The sequence below is a fragment of the Hydrogenobacter sp. T-8 genome, from assembly GCF_011006175.1.
Lineage (GTDB): Bacteria > Aquificota > Aquificia > Aquificales > Aquificaceae > Pampinifervens > Pampinifervens florentissimum.
The window spans coordinates 129,698-150,314 of sequence record NZ_CP048795.1 but is presented as its reverse complement, the minus strand read 5'-3'; the positions used below and the strand labels follow the sequence as shown (position 1 = coordinate 150,314).

Sequence of the window (20,617 nt, the reverse complement as noted above, 5' to 3'; positions counted from 1 at the left end):
GTGTAAGCTCTAACCCCCTCCCCCAATCTTAGTTTCTACTTTTCTGGTTCACACACGTATTCCATGTCCGCTCCCTTAGCAGGTTGAGCTTTAGGCGGAACTAAAGGTTTTTTAACAGGTTTTTTGACAGGCATATGAGCTTTGGCTGTTTTTGTGCCAGAGGTTATGGGTTCTTTTCTTACTGGCTTCTTCTTGGAAACTACAGGCTTTTTGGTAATGGTTTCCTCTTTAGGCTTGGCTGGAGCGGTCGCTTTTGGTCTCCAGTAGCACCTTTGCTTGGTTTCTGGAATTATATGCACCTTACCATCTTTTTCTACAACTTGTGCACCGCTTCCACCAACACCAGACAGTGGAGCTGTCCCACCAGCTCCCTCTAAGGCACTACCAGAACCAAGGATACCACCTTCAGGCAAAGGCACTGGGCTAAGAAGAGCACCTCCCAATCCAGAGCCCATACCACCGCCAGAACCTCCTTGACTCCCACTACCCGGTCCACTTGGCTGACCACTTCCTTGACCATCTTCACCGACCACGGGGCAGGACTGAGGCTTTGGAAGTTCAACTTCCACCTTAGGAGCTTGCTCAACTCCCGATACATTAACTATGTTTTTGACCACGTCCTGAAGGCAATTATGCTGGCTCTTATAGCAGAATTCAAGAGGCGAAGCATGGTAATAGGCTCTCAGCTCAAAATTATTCAGATTGCTACCGCTAGCCAGAGTATACTCCACTTCCACATTTAAGGGCTGTCCGTTTGTTTGTGATACTATACTGGCAAGGTTGGCATTTAGACTGTTATTAACTACGCAGTCATAGGTAAATATGATATTGTTAGAACTGTCCTTTACTTTTATTAAAAGTTTTGTAAAATCAGATAGAGACGCGTTAGCTATCTCCACGCCTGTCCATATAAAGGGTTTTGGTCCAGAACAGTATTGCCAGGGCTTGAATACGAAAATTTGCATGGCGTTTTTTTCTTCACATTTACTGGCGTGACCATTCTTATCTAAAGGCTTATTAGGGTCAAAATACCAAATGGCAGGAGAGTTATCTCCGACAACCCATATACATCCTCTGTCGTCTATGTTTGTAGTATAGTCTCTGGGATTTCCCTTAAACGGGTGTGTCCAACTCTTGTATTCCCAGTTGGGCATGCAGGGTGAGCCAGTTGACCAATCCCAACAGAGGACTCGACCATAATTAAAACTTCCCGCTTGATACATAAAATCTGGAAAGTATGTCCTTGAACCCACAGTAACTTCCGCACCAAACCCTGTGCCCAAGGAAAAGCCCCCAAAGACAGTAGGAGGTGAAGAGGGTAAACCGTTGGACAAACTAAAGCAATATTGGTATGTACCATTTAGTCTGGTGCACAGATGTATAGGATTCATTGCATTGTCATAGTAAATAAAGGATGCCCAGATTCTTGGATAAGTCATTGGAGAATTGTGAACTTGTGATGAAACCGTCCAACCAGCACAGGAAGTTTTTGACAATGTATCAAAACAAAAGGCTCTTATGGTCTTAGGTATGGCATTAGCATGGCTATCCGTTATAAAGTAAAGCTTTTTGCCGATAACTTCTCCAAAAATGCCGGGACCAAAACTCATGTTTGGTGAGATTGTTGTACCCACCGCATTAGGGTCTAGGAAAGAACTGGCTGGAAAACTAAACCCCGTTTGATAACTGCTCAATCCAGAGCAGAAGTTAGCCGGGTTTATTGCATCTAAACAATACAGCTTGTAGTCCCCACCTACCATGTATAATTCATTTCCTACCTTCCATGGACCCTTTACATAAGACCATGTCTTCGTTGGATTTACACCAAGCCTGTAAAAACCGCATTCTGTATCTGTTTCAAGATTATAACACCCAAGTCCAAATTCCTTATCATTAGCTGTAACAGCGTAGTAAAATTTTCCAGAACTATCAATATAGTACTCTTCATTGTACATACCAGACGAGGAAAATTTCCCAGAGTTATCACCCTTTGGAAGAATTTTAGGAAAGCCAGTGCAGTAATTTCCTGTTAGGGTATCAACACACTTAAAAATTTGACCTGTGTTTATGTTCGAAAACATAGGCTCGTGATGATTTATAAAGTAGATCCTTAGCTTACCACCAGAAGACATATGTCTATAAGGGAAAGCCCTATAGCCATCTCCACCACCTGTCACATTAAAGGTAGAAGCCATTTGTGTGCTTACAGTTGCAGTCATATACCCATTTATTGGTGGTGCATTTCCTGTCCATGTCGCTATAATGTTTGTTGGATTTAATGAGCCGGTCCATCCTGCCGGTTGTTGCAAAGAGCCTGGGATTATGCTGTTTATAGGACCATCAGATATAGTTATGCCATTCTGAACGGAATTCGTGTTGTTGGCATAGTAAACTACCCAGTCTATAATATAGTTGTTCCCACTTTGGGATATGTTAATAGGCTTTTTATCAAGTACTTCATACGTAAGAGGTTGTTCCTTTCCCTCCTTCAGTTTCTTGAGGATAGTGGGTATTAGTATAAAAGGTATTATAATGCCTGGTCCAATCTTAACACCTCCTTTACCTTCTCCTTGAGGGATTGGTCCTTCTTGGGCAAAAACTGGAGCTGTTAATAGAATAAACAAGCAAAGCATTGCAGTGTGTGCTTTTACTATGTATAACATATCTACCCTCCTTCACCCCACACAATGTGAGGTTAATAAGTATGTGGTTCTTTTACCTTTATAAGTTTACATTAATTGCCCTTTTCCTCTTGAGTGTCTTTAGGTATTCTTCAAAGGCTATCCTTTCCTGCTCCTTGTAGCTCTCTTCCCTTGCCATAAGATTTTCCCAGTCAACCTTGTGGGCATCAAACCAAGGACCATCGCTGCAGGCAAGGGCGTATTTACCATCCACCAAAACTCTACATACAAGACAAAGACCTACCGCATCAAGCATATGGGTGTTAACCATGCTTATGATGGGTGTTTGAGGAAAGAGCTGGGTAAGTTGGTATGAAAGCCTATTGCTCCCTGCGGATACTACAAGGTCTGCCTCAAAGTTTAGTATATCCTCGGAGTGCCTTACTTCGTCAAAAAGTGCTTCACACCTATCCCTTAGATAAAACTCTTCAGATACTACCTGAAGGAAAAGTCTGTTGCCTGCAGATTTTAGAGCCTTCGCCACGTTTAAAATAGGTGCAATACCCCAAGAGTAGGCGTAAAAGGACACCTTTCCGTATTTTTCTACTGGGAATGGTTTGCCAAGAGGTCCTGCCACATACTGAAAACTCTCCGCCTCCTCCAATATCTCAAGGGTGGACCTACCCACCGCCTTTACAAGACAAGAAAAGCCTTCTTGAAAGGTCTCAAGTATGGCAAGAGGGACTAACTCCGATAGCTTTGTATACTGAACCATTACAAACTGCCCTGGCTCCGCCTTAGACACATGGACCGCATGAACCTTTAAAAGACATGCGTCTTCTGAAAGCCTTACCTTTTCCAATATGGGATGCATAGAAAAATTATCTCACAAAAGCTCGCTGTAGCCTTGACAAAGTGCAAAGCTTTATTAGAATATTCTTATAAACTTAAGAAAGGAGGTAAAAACATGACTATGGATAGAGCTTTGAGGGCTACTTCTGGTGGAGTGCTTTTGCTTGTGTTTCTAATTGCTATACTCCCTGCGGACATCCACTGGTTCTGGAAAGCCTTTATAGTGTTTATGGCTATAAACCAGATTCAGTCCGCCTTTACAGGCTGGTGTCCAGTGGTGTCTCTCTACAGAAAGCTGGGTGTAAAGGAGTGCACCTGTTAATCGGTTTCTAACTCTATTTCACAGCCCTCTTTTTCTATTACCAGCTGGCAGGTGAGCCTGCGAGTCTCTTCGTATTCTCCTATCCTCCATAGGGTTTCCTCTTCCTGCTCTGAAGGTTCCGCAAGACACTCAAGCCCTTTCAAAACGGTGCAAACACACACACCACATTGACCGTCGGTGCATCCAAACTCCACACCCGCCTTTTCTATCTCATGGTGATAGTCTCCAAACTTTTCACCCACTGGTATATCAAGCACCTTTCCGTTTATCTTTACCTTAGCCATGATAAATATTTTAGCCTTAAGGTGGGTTTTAGCTTTGATTTATCTCAACTATTTTGCAAAACTTTCCAGAGAGCCTGCCAACAGGCTTTAGAGAGTCCACTTCAAGGCTTTCCGCACCTGCAAAAACCACCTGTCCAAAGATAAGGTCATAGTCAAAGAGCTCTTCATGTTTTAGTAGCTTGCACTCAAGCCATGCTCGTGCCTTTGCTACCCTTGGAGCTTTTACCTTGTAGGCTTTTTCCTCTCGTAGCCTGCAGACCTCAAACTCGCTAACCTCTGGAGGGAAGGCTATTGAGCTTAGCTCCACTTCCCTTAGCAAATCCTCAGAGACAAAGTTTATAACAAACTCCCTCGTGGCAAGGATGTTTCTTGCAGTATCTTTTCTCTTGCTGTCTTCTCCTTTGCTTATGGATATTAGCACCACAGGTGGCTCATCACACACCGCATTGTAAAAGCTAAAAGGTGCAAGGTTTGGAGTGCCTTCGGGGCTAAGGGTGGAAACCCAGGCTATGGGTCTTGGGATAACTAATTTCGTAAGCACCTCATAGGGGTCAAAACCTTGAGGCTTTTCCATATCAAAGAGCATCATGTATGATAGTATAAGATGAGGCTACTGTCCTTGGACACTTCCTTTTCCTTTACAAACCTCACCCTTATAGAAGATGGTAAGGTGGTCTTGCACCATCTTGTAGATGACAATAAAAAGACCCTTCAGCATCTGCCAAGCCTTTTGAGGGAGCTTAAGATAGAGCCAGAGAGTGTGGATGCCTTTGCAGTTTCCTTAGGAGTGGGCTATCTCACTTCCCTTAGGATAGGTATAACCTTTATGAAAACTTTGGCTTATCTGGAAAGAAAGCCTATTGTTGGTTATGAAAATCTTATGATGTTATGTCTTTTTGTGAAAGCTCCAGAGGAAAAAGTGGTTGCTTTGAAAGTTAGCAGTAATGTTTTTTGTAGGCTCTGCAAAGGCTCAAGCGTAAGTGAGATATTTACCTTAGATAAAAAGCCAGAAGTTCCTCTTGTGGGTCTTGCGGTCCAGTCTATCGGAGATATACAACTTGAGTATTTTCCCTTTTCTCTATATGGTGGTCTCTGGGCTTATAGGAGACTTTCTGAAGGTTATATGGGCGATGAGCCTATGCTTTTAGAGCCTATTTATCTCAAAGAGCCTGTTTGAGAAAAGGTACAGCACAAAACCAAAAGCTGGCAACACTATCATAAGCAAGGCGGACAGTCTGTAGTCCTCTCCCGTTATGAACAAGAAAAAGGACCACAGCACAAGACCAAGGCTTGAGGCTATCCTCTCGCTTAGAGAATAGAAGGAAAACCTCACTGCCACATGTGCTCCTGAGAACCTCTCAATTATAAATACCCTTGAAGTGGTCCAAAGATGTGCTAAGGAAAGACCTGCAAAAAACCCAAGAGGCAAAAGAAATTCTTTGGGTGTTATGTAAAGAGAGAGCAAAAAGACGCTCCACAGAAGAAAGCCAATAGGAAAAAGCCTTTTGGCAGAGAGTTTGTCCGTTAACCTTCCAAAAAGGAGACCTCCAAAAACTCCACCAAGCGCTGAAAAGCCAATGGTTTTGTATATGTCTTCCTGTGAAAGCCCGTAGACCTCTCTTAAATACACACCCATCATGGCTATCATGGTATGAGCAAGCTCCATAAGAAAGAGCATGGAAGCCATAGTAAGGATAAAGCCCTTGTCTTTGATAAGCTCAAGGAGCTTTATCTCTTGCTTGCCTGCAGGCTCTGAAAGGCTTAGGAGGGAAGGAAGAGAAAGGAAGAAAAATATGAAAGCAACCCACAGAAAAGCCATAGGCAGGCTAAGACTTGGAGCAAGAAATATAAGGGCGGTTGCAGAGCCTACATAACCAAGGGCAACACCAAAGCCAGAGGCAAAACCCTTTGTCTCAAAGGACTTAAGGAGAGAGTTATAAAAAACAAGGGCTTGCTGGTGAAAAATCGCCAAAACAAGATAAAGGAGAAAGTTAAGCAAGGGCTTTTCAAAGGAAGCAAAAAGCATAAGACACAGGGTAGGGATAGAAAGGCTAAAGATAGTGAAAAACCTCTTTCTCCAGCCTCTTTTGTCTGCGAGCTTGCCAAGTTGCAGTGCCATAACAAAAGAGAGAAAAAAGGCAAAGCCGTAGAAAAGTGAATAGGTCTTAACATCTATGTGCTTTGTTATGTAAAGGGGATAGAGGGTAGAAAAGACCAAAGCACCTAATATGGTCTCTCCTGTATCGTATAGAGCAAAGGAAAAGAGCCTGAGCCTTTTAGCCACAGGCTTATTTTAACAGCTTATTTTTTAACCTCCACTTCACACTGGTCAGAAACTCCATAGGGGTCTCTCTTGCATTGCTCAAGAGGGACTACCTTTCTGAACCTTTCTGAGAACTCTTCCCAGTTTTCAAGAATGTGCTTTGCCCAAGGGCTTTCCGTGTATTGGTAGTGCCTTTCTATGAGATTTTTTAGCTCTTCACTTTCTTGCTCTGTAAGGTTTCTTGCAAATACATAGCTTGTGTTTATTTTATCTTGGATGTCTTCATCCAACACGTATGCGTAGCCACCTGTCATACCTGCTCCAAAGTTCACTCCCACACTGCCAAGCACTACCACCACACCACCTGTCATATATTCACAGCAATGCATACCCGCACCTTCTATTACCGCTATTGCACCGCTGTTTCTTACCGCAAAACGCTCTCCTGCCCTTCCGCTTGCAAATAGCTCTCCGCCCGTTGCTCCATAGAGACAAGTATTACCCATTATCACATGATTATGCGTATCCTCCACACCCTCAGCCCTTATCACTATCCTTCCACCGTGCATGCCCTTACCCACGTAGTCGTTGGCATCGCCGATAAGGGTCAGAGACATGCCCTTGTGGTTAAAAGCACCAAAGCTCTGCCCTGCTGTGCCTCTAAAGACTAACTGTATGGTATCCTCTGGAAGACCTTCGTCCCTGTATCTGACCGCAATATGGTAAGCCAATCTTGTTGGGACGCTCCTGTCTACGTTCCTTATGGTGTATTCTCCATAAAACCTCTCTCCCTTTTCTATGTATGGCAGGACCTCCTCTTCAAGCCTTTTTGCCAGCTCGCTCCTTCTTGGGTTGTCGTTTCTCTCCTGTAGACATCTTAGTGGTTTATCCTTTGGATAGCCTTCTTTTAAGAACTCTTCAAGTTTTACCCTCTTTGAGCCGGGTATGTGGTCGTAGGTTTTCACCTCAAGCAGGTCTCTCCTTCCTATTATTTCCTCAAGAGACCTCACACCCATCTGTGAGAGAATTTCTCTTACCTCTTGGGCTACCGCTCTAAAGTATGCCATAACATTTTCCACTCTGCCCTTGAACTTCTCTCTGTATTTGGGGTCTTGGGTGGCTACGCCAGTGGGACACTGATTGGTATGGCAGAGCCTTGCCATAACACAACCTTCCGCTATCATGGCTGCAGTGCCAAAGCCAAACTCTTCAGCACCAAGAAGTGCGGATATTATTACATCTCTACCAGTTCTCATACCACCATCCACCCTAAGCCTTACCTTGTCCCTCAGACCATTTTCCATAAGCACCCTTTGGGTTTCAGAAAGCCCTATCTCCCAGTAGTTTCCTGCGTTCTTTATAGAGGAGTATGGGCTTGCGCCCGTGCCACCCTCCGCACCGCTTATCTGGATGATGTCCGCATAGGCTTTTGCCACGCCCGCTGCAACAGTTCCCACCCCGGTTTCTGCCACAAGTTTGACGCACACCTTTGCCTGAGGGTTGGACTCCTTTAGGTCGTTTATGAGCTGGGCGAGGTCTTCAATGGAGTATATATCGTGATGGGGAGGTGGAGAGATTAAGGTAATGCCCGGTTGTGCATGCCTGAGCCTCGCTATGTATTCGTTGACCTTTTTACCAGGGAGCTGTCCGCCTTCTCCGGGCTTTGCTCCTTGAGCTATCTTTATCTCTATATCCTTTGCAGAGGCAAGGTAGGTGGGTGTCACACCAAAGCGACCAGAGGCTACCTGCTTAATGGCAGAGTTCTTTATGGTCCAATATCTTGCTGGGTCTTCTCCTCCTTCTCCAGAGTTGCTCTTCATACCGAGCCTGTTGCAGGCTTCTGCGAGCACCTCATGGGCTTCTGGAGACAAGGCACCCAAAGACATACCCCCTGTGACGAACCTCTTGAGTATGCTCTCTATGGGTTCCACCTCCTCTATGGGAATGGGCTTTTCCGCTCTCTTGTAGTCAAGAAGATGCCTTATAAAGGTGGGATGCTCTTCATTGGCTATGCGTGAAAACTCCTTGTAGTCCTCGTAATTCTTTGTCTCTAAAAACTTGTGCAGTGCTCTAACCACAAAGGGGGACCATGCGTGCCACTGCCCACCCTTTCTGAACTTCATCTCTCCGCCGTAGTCAAGCTCTGGCTTCTCTGTCTCGTATCCTGCGTCGTGCCTTGCAAGGAGACTATTCTGAATTTCAAAAATACCGTCCGCTTCAAGGGTCACAGGCGTGCCGGGGAAGTATTCCTCCACAAAATCCCTATTCAAGCATACCGTATCAAATATCCTTGCACCTTGATAGGAGTTGAGGGTGGAAATACCCATCTTGGACATTATCTTCAAAAGCCCATCCTCAAGAGCCTTCTTGTAGTTGAAAATAGCCTGCTCGTATGGGACTTTTACTTCACCCTTTTTGCAAAGCTCCCAGATAAGCTCATACATAAGATAGGGATAGACCGCAGAGGCACCATAACCTATAAGGCAAGCCATATGATGGGTGTCTCTGGCTTCGCCCGTTTCTACCACAAGGGAGACCTTGTTAGAAAGCCCGCGTTCAGAAAGCCATTTAAAGACCGCAGAAACCGCCAAAAGGCTCGGAACCGCAAGCCTGTGCTTTGAGATGTTTCTATCGGACAAAACCACAATGTTTGCACCCTCTCTTACCGCCTCCTCTACCCTCCTACAGACTATCTCCACACCAAGCCTTAGGTCACATATGGCAATGCCTTCATACATGGCATCGTAGAGTATGTCCGTTATTCTCCTCTCTCCTGCAAGGTCTTGGAGCTCCACAACGCAGTAGCTTCTCTCTTTCGGATAGGTTATGGGAACCCAAGCCACCTTAAACTCCTTCTGTTCCATAAGGGCTTTAAACTGGTAGGGTAGGAGTATGGGGCTATCTATCTGAAGCCTTTTGGCATGCTCTTCTTCTTCCTTTAGGAAGTTTCTCTTGTGCCCTAAGTTCATCCTAAGGGACATCACCGCCCTTTCCCTTATGGGGTCTATGGGTGGGTTTGTGACCTGTGCAAACCTTTGCTTAAAGTATCTAAAGAGTAATACAGGCTTTTCTGAAAGGGGTGGAATGGGGGTGTCATCACCCATAGAAAAGGTTATCTCTTTGCCCTCCTCCGCCATAGGGGCAAGCACGTTCTTTATCTCTTCCTGCGTGTAGCCAAAGGTGACGAGTTTTCTTATCCTTTCTTGGTCTTCTCCATACTCTGGAAGAGTGTAGTCCTTTATAATTTCAGACAGCCTAAGGAGATGTTTTCTTAGCCACTCTCCGTAAGGCTTTTGAGAAGAGAGCTCCTTGAGTATCTGCTCTGTTTCCTTAACCTCACCTGTTGAAAGGTCCACCACGAGGGTATCGCCAGGTCCAAGCCTTCCCTTCTTGAGAAGCCTTCTGCCCGAGAGTTCCACCATACCCACCTCAGAGCCAAGCACCAAGATGCCATCTTCAGTGAGCACATACCTGGCAGGTCTTAGACCGTTTCTATCAAGGTGTGCTCCTATCTTTCTACCGTCGGTAAAGGCAATGCTGGCAGGTCCATCCCAAGGTTTCATCAAGAGAGACTGGTATTCAAAAAACTCTTTCACTTCCTCTGGAAGCCAAGGCACACCTTCCCAAGCGGGTGGTATAAGCATATTTATGGCATGCTCAGGGCTATAGCCCACAAGCACCAAGAGTTCAAAAACCCTGTCCAAAGAGGCAGAATCGCTCTCCTCATAAGAAACCAAAGGTCTTACGAGCTTTATATTCTCTCCAAAAAGCTCATGCTCCAATTCGTGCTCTATAGCCCTCATCCAGTTTCTGTTGCCCAATATGGTGTTTATCTCGCCGTTATGAGCCAGATACCTAAAGGGCTGAGCCAGCTTCCAGTTTGGAAAGGTGTTGGTGGAATACCTCTGGTGGAAAAGGCAGAAACTGGACTCAAGCCTTTGGTCTTTTAACTCTGGATAGAAAATATCCAGCTGTGGTGCCACAAGCATTCCCTTATAGACCATTACCCTTGAGGAGAGGGAAGCAAAGTAGACCTTGTCCTTTATCTTTTTGTCCGTCTCTATGCGTCTTCTGAGGAGATAGAGCTCCAGCTCCCTTCTTTCTTCCGAGACCTTCTCAGAATCCAAGAGAAGATGGAATATTTTTGGCATCACCCTTAGGGCGGACTCACCCACCGCAGACTTATCTATTGGGACTTCCCTCCAAGCTACCAGAGAAAAGGGAGACTTCCTTATGTGCTCCTCTATTTGAGGTCTTACATCCTCGTAAAGGAAAGCCACGCCAACCGCAAGATTGTCTATGTGAGAGACCTCATAGCCTTCTTCAGATAGCCAATCCGCAAAGAATTTCTTAGGGATCTCAATCATAACCCCCGCACCATCTCCAGTCTTGCCATCGCCACCTATGGCACCTCTATGGGTGAGGTTCTTTACCGCCTCTATACCCCATTGGACTATCTGATGGCTTTTTTCACCTCTTATATTACATACAAACCCAACACCACAGGAATCGTATCCCAAAAGCTCCATCTCTTCACCTCTCAAAAGGGTAAATGGGATAATATTTTAATATAAAACCCTACATGGTTTTTGATGTATGTATTTCAGCAAGCTAAAACCTCATTCCTCTCATTTCAACCTTCACCATGAGCCATTTCTTAGGCATGGTCTGAAACTGAAAGGGGCGATTACTTTCCTACCCTTGCCTTCCCCACAGCTACCTTTACAAGATAACTTAAGGCAAGTTGCAAGTTATAGGGTGATTAATAGCCTTGAGCCCACCATAAGGGATACGAGGAGAAAGTTGTTTGATGATATAATCTTTCTGTGTCTTCAAAAGATATAACTCTCAAAGACATCTTTGAGGAAGTCCCTCATAGGCTTAGCAAAATCCTCTCTCCAGCCCCCATCAAAGAGCTATTGCCAACATCCCTGCCATCCACCGAGCTAAGAGTGGACTTCTTGGCAAGACTTGAAGATGAAAGCATCCTGCATATGGAGTTCCAATCCTTTAACGATACAAACATGCCTTGGAGAATGCTACGCTACTATACCGCCATAGCAGAAAAATATCAAACACACAACATAAAACAGCTTGTGGTGTATGTGGGAAATGAAAAGCTCAGGATGAAGTCCTCTCTCAAGATTAAGAACTTAGTCTTTAAGTATGAAATACTTGACATAAGGCAGATAGACTGCAAGATACTACTTGAGAGCCAAGACCCTGTAGATAGGATAATGGCATGTTTGTGCAAAGTAGAGGATGAAGGCTATTTGATAGAGAAGCTTTTGGAGACGATGGAAGGCATGGAAGAGGAACAAAGAAAAGACTACATCATGAAGCTATTGACATTGACAGAGTTAAGACCTAAGTTAAGGATAAGGCTGTCTGAGGAGGTTAGGCACATGCCTATAGTGGTTAGACCTGAGGATATAAAACTGCCAAAGAGGAAGTTGAGAAAGGATATTCTGTATAGGCTTGGTCTTGAGGAGGGTAAACAAATTGGGCATGAGGAAGGGTTTTTAAGAGCATTGCAAGATACAGTGTTGACTCTTATAAGGGGCAAGCTCGGACGAGTTCCTGAAGGTGTAGAAGTAAGGGTGAAGGGCATAAGGGACAGGGAATATTTAAATGCCTTGATAGAGAAGTTAATAAACTCTGGGGATGTTTTGGAGCTTTTGAGGGAAGAGAGACTTTTGAGTTGAGTTGTAATTGACAGAAAAGCACTATATACAGCTTATTTAGGGAAGTAGGTTTATGAGAGGTATCTAACTTTATAATAACTTGCAACTTGGGTTAACTTAATGCATAGGCAAGAAGCCAGAGGGCTACGCCATAAACTCTTCTCATAGTGCCAAAAAGAATTCTTCCATGTAGCTTTACCGCAGGCTTTAGAAGAAGATAGAGCCTTTTTCTCCTCTTTTCTGAGGAGAGAACCCAAAGTATTGACTTGGCAAGGAATTAAGCAGGTAGAGGCTTGGCTTTCTTTTTAGGACATACAAAAGCATTCGCACCATAAGTGGAGAATATATACCGTAGTTAATTTATGGTTAATCTTTGGAAACTATTCTATAACTATCAAAACCCTTAGGAGGTGCTAACATGAGGAAGACATTAGCTATCCTCACAGCTTTAGGCACACTGGGGGCAGTTGCCCTCGCAGGAAGCATTTACATAGGCAATGAGCCAGAGCACAGGCATATGGAAAAGGTCCAAATTGGGCTTGACAGAGCGGTCAGTATAGCTCTCCAGCAGGTTCAAGGCAAGGTCTTGGAAGCAGGTCTTGAAAACGAAAATGGCTACCTTGTCTATGGCGTGGAGATACTCAAGCCTGATGGCACTGTGGCGGATGTTAAGGTGGACGCTGGCACTGGTAAAGTGCTAAGAGTAGACCTTGACAAGGACGAGCATGGAGAAGAGCGTGAAGGTATAGAAGACTAAAAGGAGGTGCTAACATGAGGAAAGCATTAGCTATCCTTACAGCCTTGGCAGGTTTTTCAACCCTTGCCCTTGCACAGCCACCATACATGGGCAAAAAGGAGCATAAGCTCTGGTGTCAGCAAAACTGGGACAGGTGCAAGCAGTTTAGGGAAGAAGCTCTTAAGATAAGGGAAAGAAACATACAGAGAGAACGGGAATGCTTGCAAAAGGCAAAGGACTTTTGGGCTTTTGAGGAATGCAAGGCTCAGGTAAAGGTGCAGGGTAAAAGGGAGATGTCTGAACTTAGGCAGAGGTTTATGGAGGGTGTTAGCAGGTGAGAGTGCTCCTTGTGGAGGATGACACAAGCCTTGCTACCGCACTCAAGGAGCTCTTGGAACAAGAAGGCTATAGGGTGAGGCTTGTCCTTGATGGAAAGCGAGGGCTTGACCTCGCCCTCTCTGAAGAATTTGACCTTATTTTGCTGGACTACTTTCTACCCACTATGGATGGAAGGGAGTTTCTCAAGAGGCTAAGGTCAGAAGGCTCAAAGGTGCCAGTCATAGCCCTTACTGTGGTTTCTGATATAAAAAACAAAGTGGACTTTTTCCAAACAGGTGCGGATGACTACATTACAAAACCCTTTCATTTTGAGGAGCTTTTGGCACGCATAGGAGCTGTCCTTAGAAGATACGCAGGGCTTGAAAGTGCGGAGGTAGACTTAGGAGATGTAAGAATAAACCTAAGCCAGAAGAAGGTCTTTGTGGGGCAAGAGGAAGTGAGTCTAACCCTTGGTGAGTATCTCATATTGGAATATCTCGTGCGAAACAGAGGTAGGTTCGTATCAAGAGAAGAGCTTTTGGAAAAGGCTTTAAAGAGCTACGAAGCGGAGAGCAACACGGTAGAGGTTCTCATACATCGCCTAAGGAAAAAGATAGGCAGGGATATAATAAAGACACAGAGGGGTCTTGGCTACAGGATTTTGTGATGTCTCTGCGTAAGAGCTTTTTTCTTTTTCTTTTTGTGGTCTCCTTTGTTAGCGGGCTTTTCTTTTTGGGCACATACTGGAGCGTGGAAAAAGCCTTTTATATCCTAATAGACAACCACCTTGTAGAGGACGTGGCAGAGTTTGAAAGGCTATACGCGGAGGGTGAAGACATAAACAAGCATGAACTCTTCGTGCTTAGAAACCAAAAGGGGCTTGTGGTAGATGCAAGCAGGCTTGACCTAATACCACCCTTTAACCCAAACACACTACCCTACACGGATAACTTTAAGTTCGGAGCTCAAACCTATCGCTTTATAACTGTGAAAACCTCAAGGGGCTTTTACCTGCAGTATGGCATAGACATAAGTCAGGGAGTGGAGTTCCTTGAACTTCTCAGGTATGTGCTTTTTACTGGCTGGATATTATTTATCTCTCTTCTACTTGTCTTTTACTGGCTTTTTGTTCGCAGTAGCCTTCTGAGGCTTGAAAGAGCTGTCAGAGAGAGCCTTGAGGGAAAAGAGGTAAGCGTCTATGCGGAGATAAGACCTCTTGTTGAAGAGTTGAGAAAAAGGGTGCAAGACCTGAAAAGACAATCCATACACTACAGAGACCTTCTCATGGCTCTTAGCCACTCATTAAAGACACCTCTTGGCAGGCTATACCTAAAGATAGACCTGCTTTCAAGAAGACATAAGGATTTAGACCTAAGGAGTATAAGGGAAGAGCTTCACTATATAGAAAGGAGTGCAAGAACCTTCCTCAGACTTACCAAGCTGGAAGCCCAGTCCTATAGTCCATCTTTCCAGACCTGCAATATAAAAAGCCTGCTAAAAGAGCTTTTGAGGCTCTATCCATCGGAGAGGTTAAGGAGCGAGCTTGAAGAGGTATTCGTGGAATGCGACCCAGAGCTTTCCATGGAGGTTTTTGACGTGCTTTTGGACAATGCCATAAGGCACGGAGAGGGAGAGGTTTGGCTTTTCTTAAAGGATGGTAAGCTAAGGGTAGAGAACCTATCCTCTAAGCCCTTGGTGGAGGGTATCTTTGAAAAGCCGGTGGGCGGTGTTGGGCTTTATGTGGCAAAGAGGCTTTGTGATGTTTTGGGTTGGAAAATAGGGGCAAAGCAAGAGGTAGAGGGTGAGCTGTATAAGGTTTCCTTCTGGGTGGAGTTTCCCAAGGGCGGTTAATCTTCTGTTAATCTTTTCTGAGGTATAATTGAGGCTGATGCTTTTAGCCTTTGTCTTAATGCTCTGTAGCCTTTCCTTTGCCCTTGATTTGAAGGAGGCTATAAACTCCACCATAGAGAACAGTCCCTATATAAAGGGGCTTTCCGCAGAAAGGCTTGTCTATGAGGGAAAAAGGCTAAGCTACCGCTCAGGCTTGAACCCCAGCCTTTCTTTGGAGGTGGGGAACTTTGGCACTTCAAAGGAGAGTTTTTCAAAGGCACCACTTTATAACTTCACCTACTCTCAGCCTATTGTGTATCCAAGCATCTTGAGGCTTGCAGGTGAAGTTTACAAGTTTCAAAGCACCGCCTTGGACTATCGTATAGAAACGGAAAAAAACAGGCTTGCAGGCGAGGTATACTCCCTCTTTTACAACGCCCTTTACCTGAGAGAGCTTCTAAAGGTTATGGAGGAGGAGCTTGACCTTCAAAGGGAGATAAGGGATTTTGTGGAGAGGAGCTTTAAACTTGGTGAGACCACAAGGCTTGAGCTTTTGAGGGCAGAAAGGGAGCTTGAGCTCCTTGAGGGTGAAAGGAGAATAACAGAGGCAAGATACAGAGGGGTCCTTAAGGAGCTTTCGGTTATGGTGGGTAAGGACGTAGACAAGGTAGAGGGAGAGTTTACACTTCTTGAATGGAAGGAAATGAACCTTGAAGATACGCCTCTTTTTGCATACTATCGTCTTGGAAAAGAGAGCATATCCAAGCAGGTGGAGGTGGAAAGGCTCTTGGCAAAGCCTAACTACTCACTAAGCCTTACTGGAGAGAAGGTTGGGGACAGGGAATATGGCTTTAGGGTGGGTCTTACGGTAGGTCTTCCCATCTTTTACAAAAGACAGGGAGAGCTCTTAGAACTCAGTGCCCAAAGGGAGCTTCTGCTTGCGGAAGAAAAAAGTCAAAAACAAAAGGCTTTAGCCCAGCTTGACTTTTCAAAAACTCAGTATGAGGAGATAAAAAGACAGGTAGAAAAAATACAAAGGGAGCTAATACCACAGGCACAAAAGGAGCTTGAGCTTGCCTTCAAAAGCTACAAGCTAAGAACCATAACCCTTCTTGAGCTCTCTCAGACAAGGAAAAGCTACTACGACCTCTTAAAGAGGAAGTTAGAACTTCTCCTGCAGGCACATACAGAGTATGCAAAGGGCATAGCCTACGGAGGGTCAAAATGGTGTGGATGTTATTGATACCCTTTGTGGTGTTTGCACAGGTTATAAGGGTAGAACCTGCAAGCATGGAAAGGCTGGGAATAAGAACGCAGAGGGTAAAGATAGAAACCCAAAGTCCAGAGCTTAGGATACCAGCCCAGCTAAAGGCGGACGCAAGCATGAGCGTGGAGGTTTACGCACCCATTGAGGGTATAGTAAAAAAGCTATACGCAAAGGAAGGAGACAAGGTTAGGAAAGGTCAGCCCCTGGCGGAGGTCTACTCTCCAAGGATAGCGGAGCTAAACGCTCAAATTCGTATGGCAAAGGTAAGGCTTCAGACCGCAGAAGACCTTCTCAAAAGGGAGGAACTCCTCTATAAGGAAGAGGTCATACCCTACGCAAGATACTTCTCCGCAAAGGTGGAATACGAAAGGGCACTTTCCGAATACAAAGCACTTTTGCAAAGCAGGGACTCTTTTGGAGAGGTCAGAGGGGACAACCTTTTGATAAGGAGTCCAAGGTCTGGGGTGATAGTGGAGCAGAAGGCAGTGCTTGGTTCTTCTGTGGGGTTGGGGAGTATGCTCTTTAAGGTCCAAGACTATTCAAGGCTGTGGGCTTATGCCTATGCGGACCCAGGCTTTAGGTTAGAGGGAAACAGCTTTTTGGAGTATGAGGGAAGGCTTTATCCTGCGAGGCTTGAGTGGGTCTCTCCGAGGCTTGACCCAGCCACTGGTAAACAGGTTCTGCGTTTTGTGGTGGAAAACAGGGACAGCAGTCTAAAGGAGGGGCTAAAGACGCAGATAGTATTAAGGGGAAAAGCCCAGAGGGGTGCTTGGCTTCCCGTTTCTGCGGTTCAGAGGGTAAAGGGTCAAGAGGTGGTCTTTGTGAGGGTAAAGGATGGCTTTGAGGTAAGAAGGGTAAGAGTGCTCCTTTCCTCTGGAAACAGGGTCATGGTGGAGGGTCTCTCTGAGGGAGAAGAGGTGGCAACAGAGGGTGTTATATTCCTCAAGGCACAGGCGGAGCGATGATTAAGAGGCTTTTAGCATACAGGCTTTTTGTGCTTTTGCTACTTCCCTTTGTGGGGGTCTACGGTGTGTATAGCTTTCTTAAAATCCCAGTGGATACCTTTCCAGACCCAACTCCCACGCAGGTGGTTATATACACAGAAACACCCGGCATGTCCGCAGAGGAGACGGAGCTTCTCGTCACAAAACCTATAGAGTCTGCACTCTCTGGCATAAAGGATGCGGAGCTTGTAAGAAGTATAAGCCTGCCGGGGCTCTCTTATGTGAGCGTCTTTTTCAAGGATGGCACTGACATATACTTTGCCAGAAACCTTGTCTCTCAAAAGCTCTCGGAGGTGCAGGGGCTTTTACCACAGGGTTTTGTCCCTCGCATGGGTCCAAACACCTCAGGTCTTGGAAACGTGATGTTCTACATTCTACAGGACACCACGGGTAAATACAGCCTTGAAGACCTAAAGACCTTTCAGGAGTGGAGGGTAAAGCCCATTATAAAGGCTGTGGATGGAGTGGAGGAAGTGTCCCAATGGGGTCCAGAAAAAGCCTTTCTTGTAAAGGTGGACACACAAAAGCTCCTTCAGTATAACCTAAGCCTGTATGACCTTATACATGCCCTTGAGGAATACGGACAGGTTGCAGGAGGAGGCTTTATCCAATCTCCCGAGGGTGATTTGGTGGTGCGTGGTCTTGGAAGATATGCAAGCGTAGAGGACTTGCTAAAGGTCCCCGTAAAAAAGACAGAGGATACCTACATAAAGCTCGGAGATATTGCACAGGTTGTCCCCGGTGAGCTTCCCAACAGAAGGGGTGCCTTTACCTACAGGGGTCAAGAGGTGCAGGGCAACATAGTCCTCAAAAGGGTTGGCGTGAACACTATGGAGCTCGTGGAAAGGCTAAAGAGGGCAATAGAGGAAGCCAAAAAGGTCCTACCGCAAGGCGTGGACATAAAGGTCATATACGACCAAGCGTATCTTACACAAAAGGCTATCAGCACCGTAGAGAAGGCTCTCGTAGAGGGTATAATCCTCATAACCATAGCCATAGCTTTGTATCTTTGGAACTTGAGGGTGGCACTTCTTGTGGTGCTATCTATTCCACTGACTCTCCTCATTACCTTTTCTCTTCTTAAGAACCTTGGCATATCCGCAAACCTTATGACTATGGGAGGTCTTGCCATAGGCTTGGGTCTTTTTGCGGACGCCAGCGTGGTGGTGGTAGAGAACATATACAGACACCTTTCAGAAAACCGTCAGGCTTCAAAGACTACACTCATAGTCTCCTCAGTCCAAGAAATAGTAAAGCCCCTAACCTTTGCCATACTCATCATCGCAGTGGTCTTTCTGCCCATCTTCACCTTTGAATCGGTGGAAGGCAAATACTACAAGCCTTTGGCTCTTACCATAATCCTTGCCTTGCTCTCCTCTCTCTTTGTTGCCTTGGTCTTTATGCCCGTGCTTTCCTACTGGCTTCTCAAGGGAGGGAAAGAAGAAAGTGCCTTCTTTTCCGCCTTGAGAAAAAGGTATGTTTCCCTTCTTTCCTTCGCCTTTAGGGTAAGACCTGTGGTGCTTTTGCTTGCCCTTACTTCCTTTGTGTTTTCTGTGTATTTGCTTTCAAGGGTTGGAAAGGAGTTTGCTCCACCCCTTGAGGAGGGTGCGGTGCTCGTAAAGTCCTTTCTTGACCCCAACGTCTCCCTTGAGGAAGCCAAAAGGGTAGCAAGGCTCGTAGAAGAGACCGCCTTAGGATACCCAGAGGTAGTCCACACCTTTTCCAACATAGGAAGGGCGGAGGTAGGAGAGCCAGAGGATGTGAGCTACATAGAGACCTTTATCATACTAAAGCCCGTAAGCGAGTGGAAGAGCTTTAAAAGCAGGGCTGAGTTTGAAGAGCTTTTGAGAAAGAGCTTGGAGGGAGTGCCCGGTGTGGAGTTTAGCTTTACCCAACCCATACAGATGCGTATAGACGAGCTTCTCTCTGGGGTAAAGGCTACCCTTGCCATAAAGGTGTTTGGAGAAGACCTTGAGAAGATAAACCAGCTGGCAGGAGAGATAGAGAATCTGGTAGCCCAGACAAGGGGTGCGGTGGACGTGGAAACGGAGGCTCAATCGGGCAAACTCCAGCTTAGGATAGTTCCCAAAAAGGAGATGCTCCAGAAGTATAACCTTACCACTCAGGACATAATGAAGGTGGTCTCCTACTACCTTGGGGGTTCAGAGATAGCACAGCTCCAAGAGGAAACCATACTCTTCCCTGTAGTCCTAACCCTTAAGGAAAAAACTTTAGAAGAGGTAAGTTCTTTGCCCGTGCTTACGCAAGATGGTAGCCTTCTTACCCTCTCGGAGGTGGCGGATGTATACATAACGGAAGGCTACAACAAGATAAGAAGAGAGAATGGCATGAGGTATGCACTCGTTCAAAGCAATCTTACCGGAAGAGACTTAGGAGGCTTTGTGCAGGAGATAAAAACAAAGATAGAGAAAGGCATAAAACTTCCTGAAGGATACTACATAGCCTTTGGAGGGCAGTTTGAAAACCAAGAGAGGGCTATGAGGAGGCTCATGATAGCTGTTCCCTTGGCTATAGGGCTTATATTCTTGCTTTTGTATATGAACTATGCTTCTTTGAGGGATGCCCTTGTGGTTATGCTAAACGTCCCCTTTGCGGTAGTGGGTGGCGTTATAGCCCTTTACCTTTCTGGCTACAATCTCTCTGTCCCCTCTGCAGTGGGATTTATCGCAGTTTTCGGTATTGCGGTTCTAAATGGAGTGGTGCTTATCTCTTATGCAAGAAGCCTTATAGAGGAGGGTATGCCAGTTAGAGAAGCCCTCTTCCAAGCAGGCTCAAGAAGGCTAAGACCCATACTCGTAACTGCCACCGCCGCATCTCTTGGGCTTTTGCCCATGCTCCTGAGCAGAGATATAGGCTCTGAAGTGCAAAAACCCCTTGCGGTGGTAGTGATAGGAGGCATCTTTACTTCTACCATGCTAACTCTTGTGGTGTTGCCACTGGTTTACGAGCTGGTGGCAGGGAGGAGGAAAAATGGAACTCATTAAACTACACCCACCCTTTACCCACTTTGCCATAGCCATGCCCGTAGCCCTTTTGGTTCTGGACCTATATTATAGGTTTACAAAAAGGCAGGCGGACAGCTTACACTTTGTTTTTAGCCTGCTTGCAAGCCTGTCGGTGCTTTCTGCCACGCTGAGCGGTATGGTTGCCTACGAACCCATAGAAAACAATCTCTACCAAATAGCCATATTCACCACCCATAAGTATATGGGCTTCCTATTGGCGGTTTACTTTATGCTACTGTTGGGAGTTAGGCTTGGCTTTCCAAAGGCAAGCCCTATGAGAAACCTCTTTACCTTCATGCTTATAGTAGGTGTGTTGTTGCTCTTCCTGCAGGGAAACCTTGGGGGTTCAATAGTTTATGACCATATGGTAAAGCCATGGATTGAAAAATGGTAATTCCATATGCTACAAT

At 45.5% G+C, this 20,617-nt stretch carries 17 protein-coding genes; 11 read left to right on the top strand and 6 right to left on the bottom strand.

All coding sequences use genetic code 11. The features are described 5' to 3' along the window. Window positions 1-35: 35 nt before the first annotated feature. Both G3M65_RS00875 and G3M65_RS00870 read right to left on the bottom strand, forming a co-directional pair. On the bottom strand, window positions 36-2,663 hold the full coding sequence (locus tag G3M65_RS00875) for a hypothetical protein (RefSeq protein WP_173832695.1): 2,628 nt from the start codon (window positions 2,661-2,663) through the stop codon (window positions 36-38). Window positions 2,664-2,721: 58 nt separating this feature from the next. Beyond that, a complete protein-coding gene (locus G3M65_RS00870) occupies window positions 2,722-3,495 on the bottom strand; it encodes an iron-sulfur cluster-binding protein (protein ID WP_173832694.1) in 774 nt (257 codons plus the stop codon). A gap of 99 nt (window positions 3,496-3,594) precedes the next feature. On the opposite strand from G3M65_RS00870, the gene G3M65_RS00865 reads away from it, so the two are divergent. After that, entirely contained in the window at window positions 3,595-3,795 is a 201-nt protein-coding gene (locus G3M65_RS00865; RefSeq protein WP_254426281.1) for a YgaP family membrane protein, read from the top strand. Here G3M65_RS00865 and G3M65_RS00860 read toward each other — a convergent pair. Both G3M65_RS00860 and G3M65_RS00855 read right to left on the bottom strand, forming a co-directional pair. After that, a complete protein-coding gene (locus G3M65_RS00860; protein ID WP_173832692.1) occupies window positions 3,792-4,079 on the bottom strand; it encodes a 2Fe-2S iron-sulfur cluster-binding protein in 288 nt (95 codons plus the stop codon). The two genes, G3M65_RS00865 and G3M65_RS00860, sit on opposite strands and share 4 nt — an antisense overlap. A 28-nt stretch (window positions 4,080-4,107) precedes the next feature. Continuing rightward, on the bottom strand, window positions 4,108-4,668 hold the full coding sequence (locus G3M65_RS00855; RefSeq protein WP_254426280.1) for a flavin reductase family protein: 561 nt from the start codon (window positions 4,666-4,668) through the stop codon (window positions 4,108-4,110). A gap of 15 nt (window positions 4,669-4,683) precedes the next feature. Here G3M65_RS00855 and G3M65_RS00850 point away from each other — a divergent pair, with 15 nt between their 5' ends. Further along, a complete protein-coding gene (locus tag G3M65_RS00850; RefSeq protein WP_173832691.1) occupies window positions 4,684-5,256 on the top strand; it encodes a tRNA threonylcarbamoyladenosine biosynthesis protein TsaB in 573 nt (190 codons plus the stop codon). On the opposite strand, the gene G3M65_RS00845 is transcribed toward G3M65_RS00850, so the two are convergent. Further along, window positions 5,224-6,363 carry an MFS transporter gene (locus tag G3M65_RS00845; protein WP_173832690.1) on the bottom strand — a complete coding sequence of 380 codons (1,140 nt, stop codon included), beginning with the start codon at window positions 6,361-6,363 and terminating at the stop codon, window positions 5,224-5,226. The genes G3M65_RS00850 and G3M65_RS00845 overlap by 33 nt on opposite strands. A 17-nt stretch (window positions 6,364-6,380) precedes the next feature. Continuing rightward, window positions 6,381-10,871 (bottom strand): glutamate synthase large subunit, encoded by a 4,491-nt coding sequence (gene gltB / locus G3M65_RS00840; protein ID WP_173832689.1) that lies wholly within the window; start codon window positions 10,869-10,871, stop codon window positions 6,381-6,383. 297 nt (window positions 10,872-11,168) lie between these two features. Between gltB and G3M65_RS00835 the strand changes: the two genes are divergently transcribed. The 9 genes from G3M65_RS00835 to G3M65_RS00795 all read left to right on the top strand — a co-directional run bounded on the left by G3M65_RS00835 (window position 11,169) and on the right by G3M65_RS00795 (window position 20,601). Beyond that, complete coding sequence (locus G3M65_RS00835) at window positions 11,169-12,047, top strand: RpnC/YadD family protein (protein ID WP_173832688.1); 879 nt, start codon at window positions 11,169-11,171, stop codon at window positions 12,045-12,047. Window positions 12,048-12,444: 397 nt separating this feature from the next. Then, window positions 12,445-12,783: a PepSY domain-containing protein gene (locus tag G3M65_RS00830; RefSeq protein ID WP_173832687.1), complete on the top strand. Its 339-nt coding sequence runs from the start codon at window positions 12,445-12,447 to the stop codon at window positions 12,781-12,783. Between the two features lie 14 nt (window positions 12,784-12,797). Further along, window positions 12,798-13,100 (top strand): hypothetical protein, encoded by a 303-nt coding sequence (locus tag G3M65_RS00825; protein WP_173832686.1) that lies wholly within the window; start codon window positions 12,798-12,800, stop codon window positions 13,098-13,100. Further along, window positions 13,097-13,747, top strand: a complete 651-nt coding sequence (locus tag G3M65_RS00820) for a response regulator transcription factor (protein WP_173832685.1) — start codon at window positions 13,097-13,099, stop codon at window positions 13,745-13,747. The genes G3M65_RS00825 and G3M65_RS00820 overlap by 4 nt, the downstream gene beginning before the upstream one ends. After that, window positions 13,747-14,931: a sensor histidine kinase gene (locus G3M65_RS00815; RefSeq protein ID WP_173832684.1), complete on the top strand. Its 1,185-nt coding sequence runs from the start codon at window positions 13,747-13,749 to the stop codon at window positions 14,929-14,931. The genes G3M65_RS00820 and G3M65_RS00815 overlap by 1 nt, the downstream gene beginning before the upstream one ends. 37 nt (window positions 14,932-14,968) lie before the next feature. Continuing rightward, on the top strand, window positions 14,969-16,153 hold the full coding sequence (locus G3M65_RS00810) for a TolC family protein (RefSeq protein WP_173832683.1): 1,185 nt from the start codon (window positions 14,969-14,971) through the stop codon (window positions 16,151-16,153). Continuing rightward, a complete protein-coding gene (locus tag G3M65_RS00805; RefSeq protein WP_173832682.1) occupies window positions 16,135-17,142 on the top strand; it encodes an efflux RND transporter periplasmic adaptor subunit in 1,008 nt (335 codons plus the stop codon). Before G3M65_RS00810 ends, G3M65_RS00805 begins: the two co-directional genes overlap by 19 nt. Next, window positions 17,139-20,186, top strand: coding sequence for an efflux RND transporter permease subunit (locus tag G3M65_RS00800; protein WP_173832681.1), 3,048 nt, complete (start codon window positions 17,139-17,141; stop codon window positions 20,184-20,186). The genes G3M65_RS00805 and G3M65_RS00800 overlap by 4 nt, the downstream gene beginning before the upstream one ends. Then, window positions 20,173-20,601, top strand: coding sequence for a DUF2231 domain-containing protein (locus G3M65_RS00795; protein WP_173832680.1), 429 nt, complete (start codon window positions 20,173-20,175; stop codon window positions 20,599-20,601). Before G3M65_RS00800 ends, G3M65_RS00795 begins: the two co-directional genes overlap by 14 nt. Window positions 20,602-20,617 lie beyond the last annotated feature (16 nt).

Excerpts from the sequence above, each read along its gene's own strand:
- G3M65_RS00875 (WP_173832695.1), bottom strand. The coding sequence starts at position 2,663 with ATGTTATACATAGTAAAAGCACACACTGCAATGCTTTGCTTGTTTATT.
- G3M65_RS00870 (WP_173832694.1), bottom strand. The coding sequence starts at position 3,495 with ATGCATCCCATATTGGAAAAGGTAAGGCTTTCAGAAGACGCATGTCTT.
- G3M65_RS00865 (WP_254426281.1), top strand. The coding sequence starts at position 3,595 with ATGGATAGAGCTTTGAGGGCTACTTCTGGTGGAGTGCTTTTGCTTGTG.
- G3M65_RS00860 (WP_173832692.1), bottom strand. The coding sequence starts at position 4,079 with ATGGCTAAGGTAAAGATAAACGGAAAGGTGCTTGATATACCAGTGGGT.
- G3M65_RS00855 (WP_254426280.1), bottom strand. The coding sequence starts at position 4,668 with ATGATGCTCTTTGATATGGAAAAGCCTCAAGGTTTTGACCCCTATGAG.
- G3M65_RS00850 (WP_173832691.1), top strand. The coding sequence starts at position 4,684 with ATGAGGCTACTGTCCTTGGACACTTCCTTTTCCTTTACAAACCTCACC.
- gltB (WP_173832689.1), bottom strand. The coding sequence starts at position 10,871 with ATGGAGCTTTTGGGATACGATTCCTGTGGTGTTGGGTTTGTATGTAAT.
- G3M65_RS00830 (WP_173832687.1), top strand. The coding sequence starts at position 12,445 with ATGAGGAAGACATTAGCTATCCTCACAGCTTTAGGCACACTGGGGGCA.
- G3M65_RS00825 (WP_173832686.1), top strand. The coding sequence starts at position 12,798 with ATGAGGAAAGCATTAGCTATCCTTACAGCCTTGGCAGGTTTTTCAACC.
- G3M65_RS00815 (WP_173832684.1), top strand. The coding sequence starts at position 13,747 with ATGTCTCTGCGTAAGAGCTTTTTTCTTTTTCTTTTTGTGGTCTCCTTT.
- G3M65_RS00810 (WP_173832683.1), top strand. The coding sequence starts at position 14,969 with ATGCTTTTAGCCTTTGTCTTAATGCTCTGTAGCCTTTCCTTTGCCCTT.
- G3M65_RS00805 (WP_173832682.1), top strand. The coding sequence starts at position 16,135 with ATGGTGTGGATGTTATTGATACCCTTTGTGGTGTTTGCACAGGTTATA.
- G3M65_RS00800 (WP_173832681.1), top strand. The coding sequence starts at position 17,139 with ATGATTAAGAGGCTTTTAGCATACAGGCTTTTTGTGCTTTTGCTACTT.
- G3M65_RS00795 (WP_173832680.1), top strand. The coding sequence starts at position 20,173 with ATGGAACTCATTAAACTACACCCACCCTTTACCCACTTTGCCATAGCC.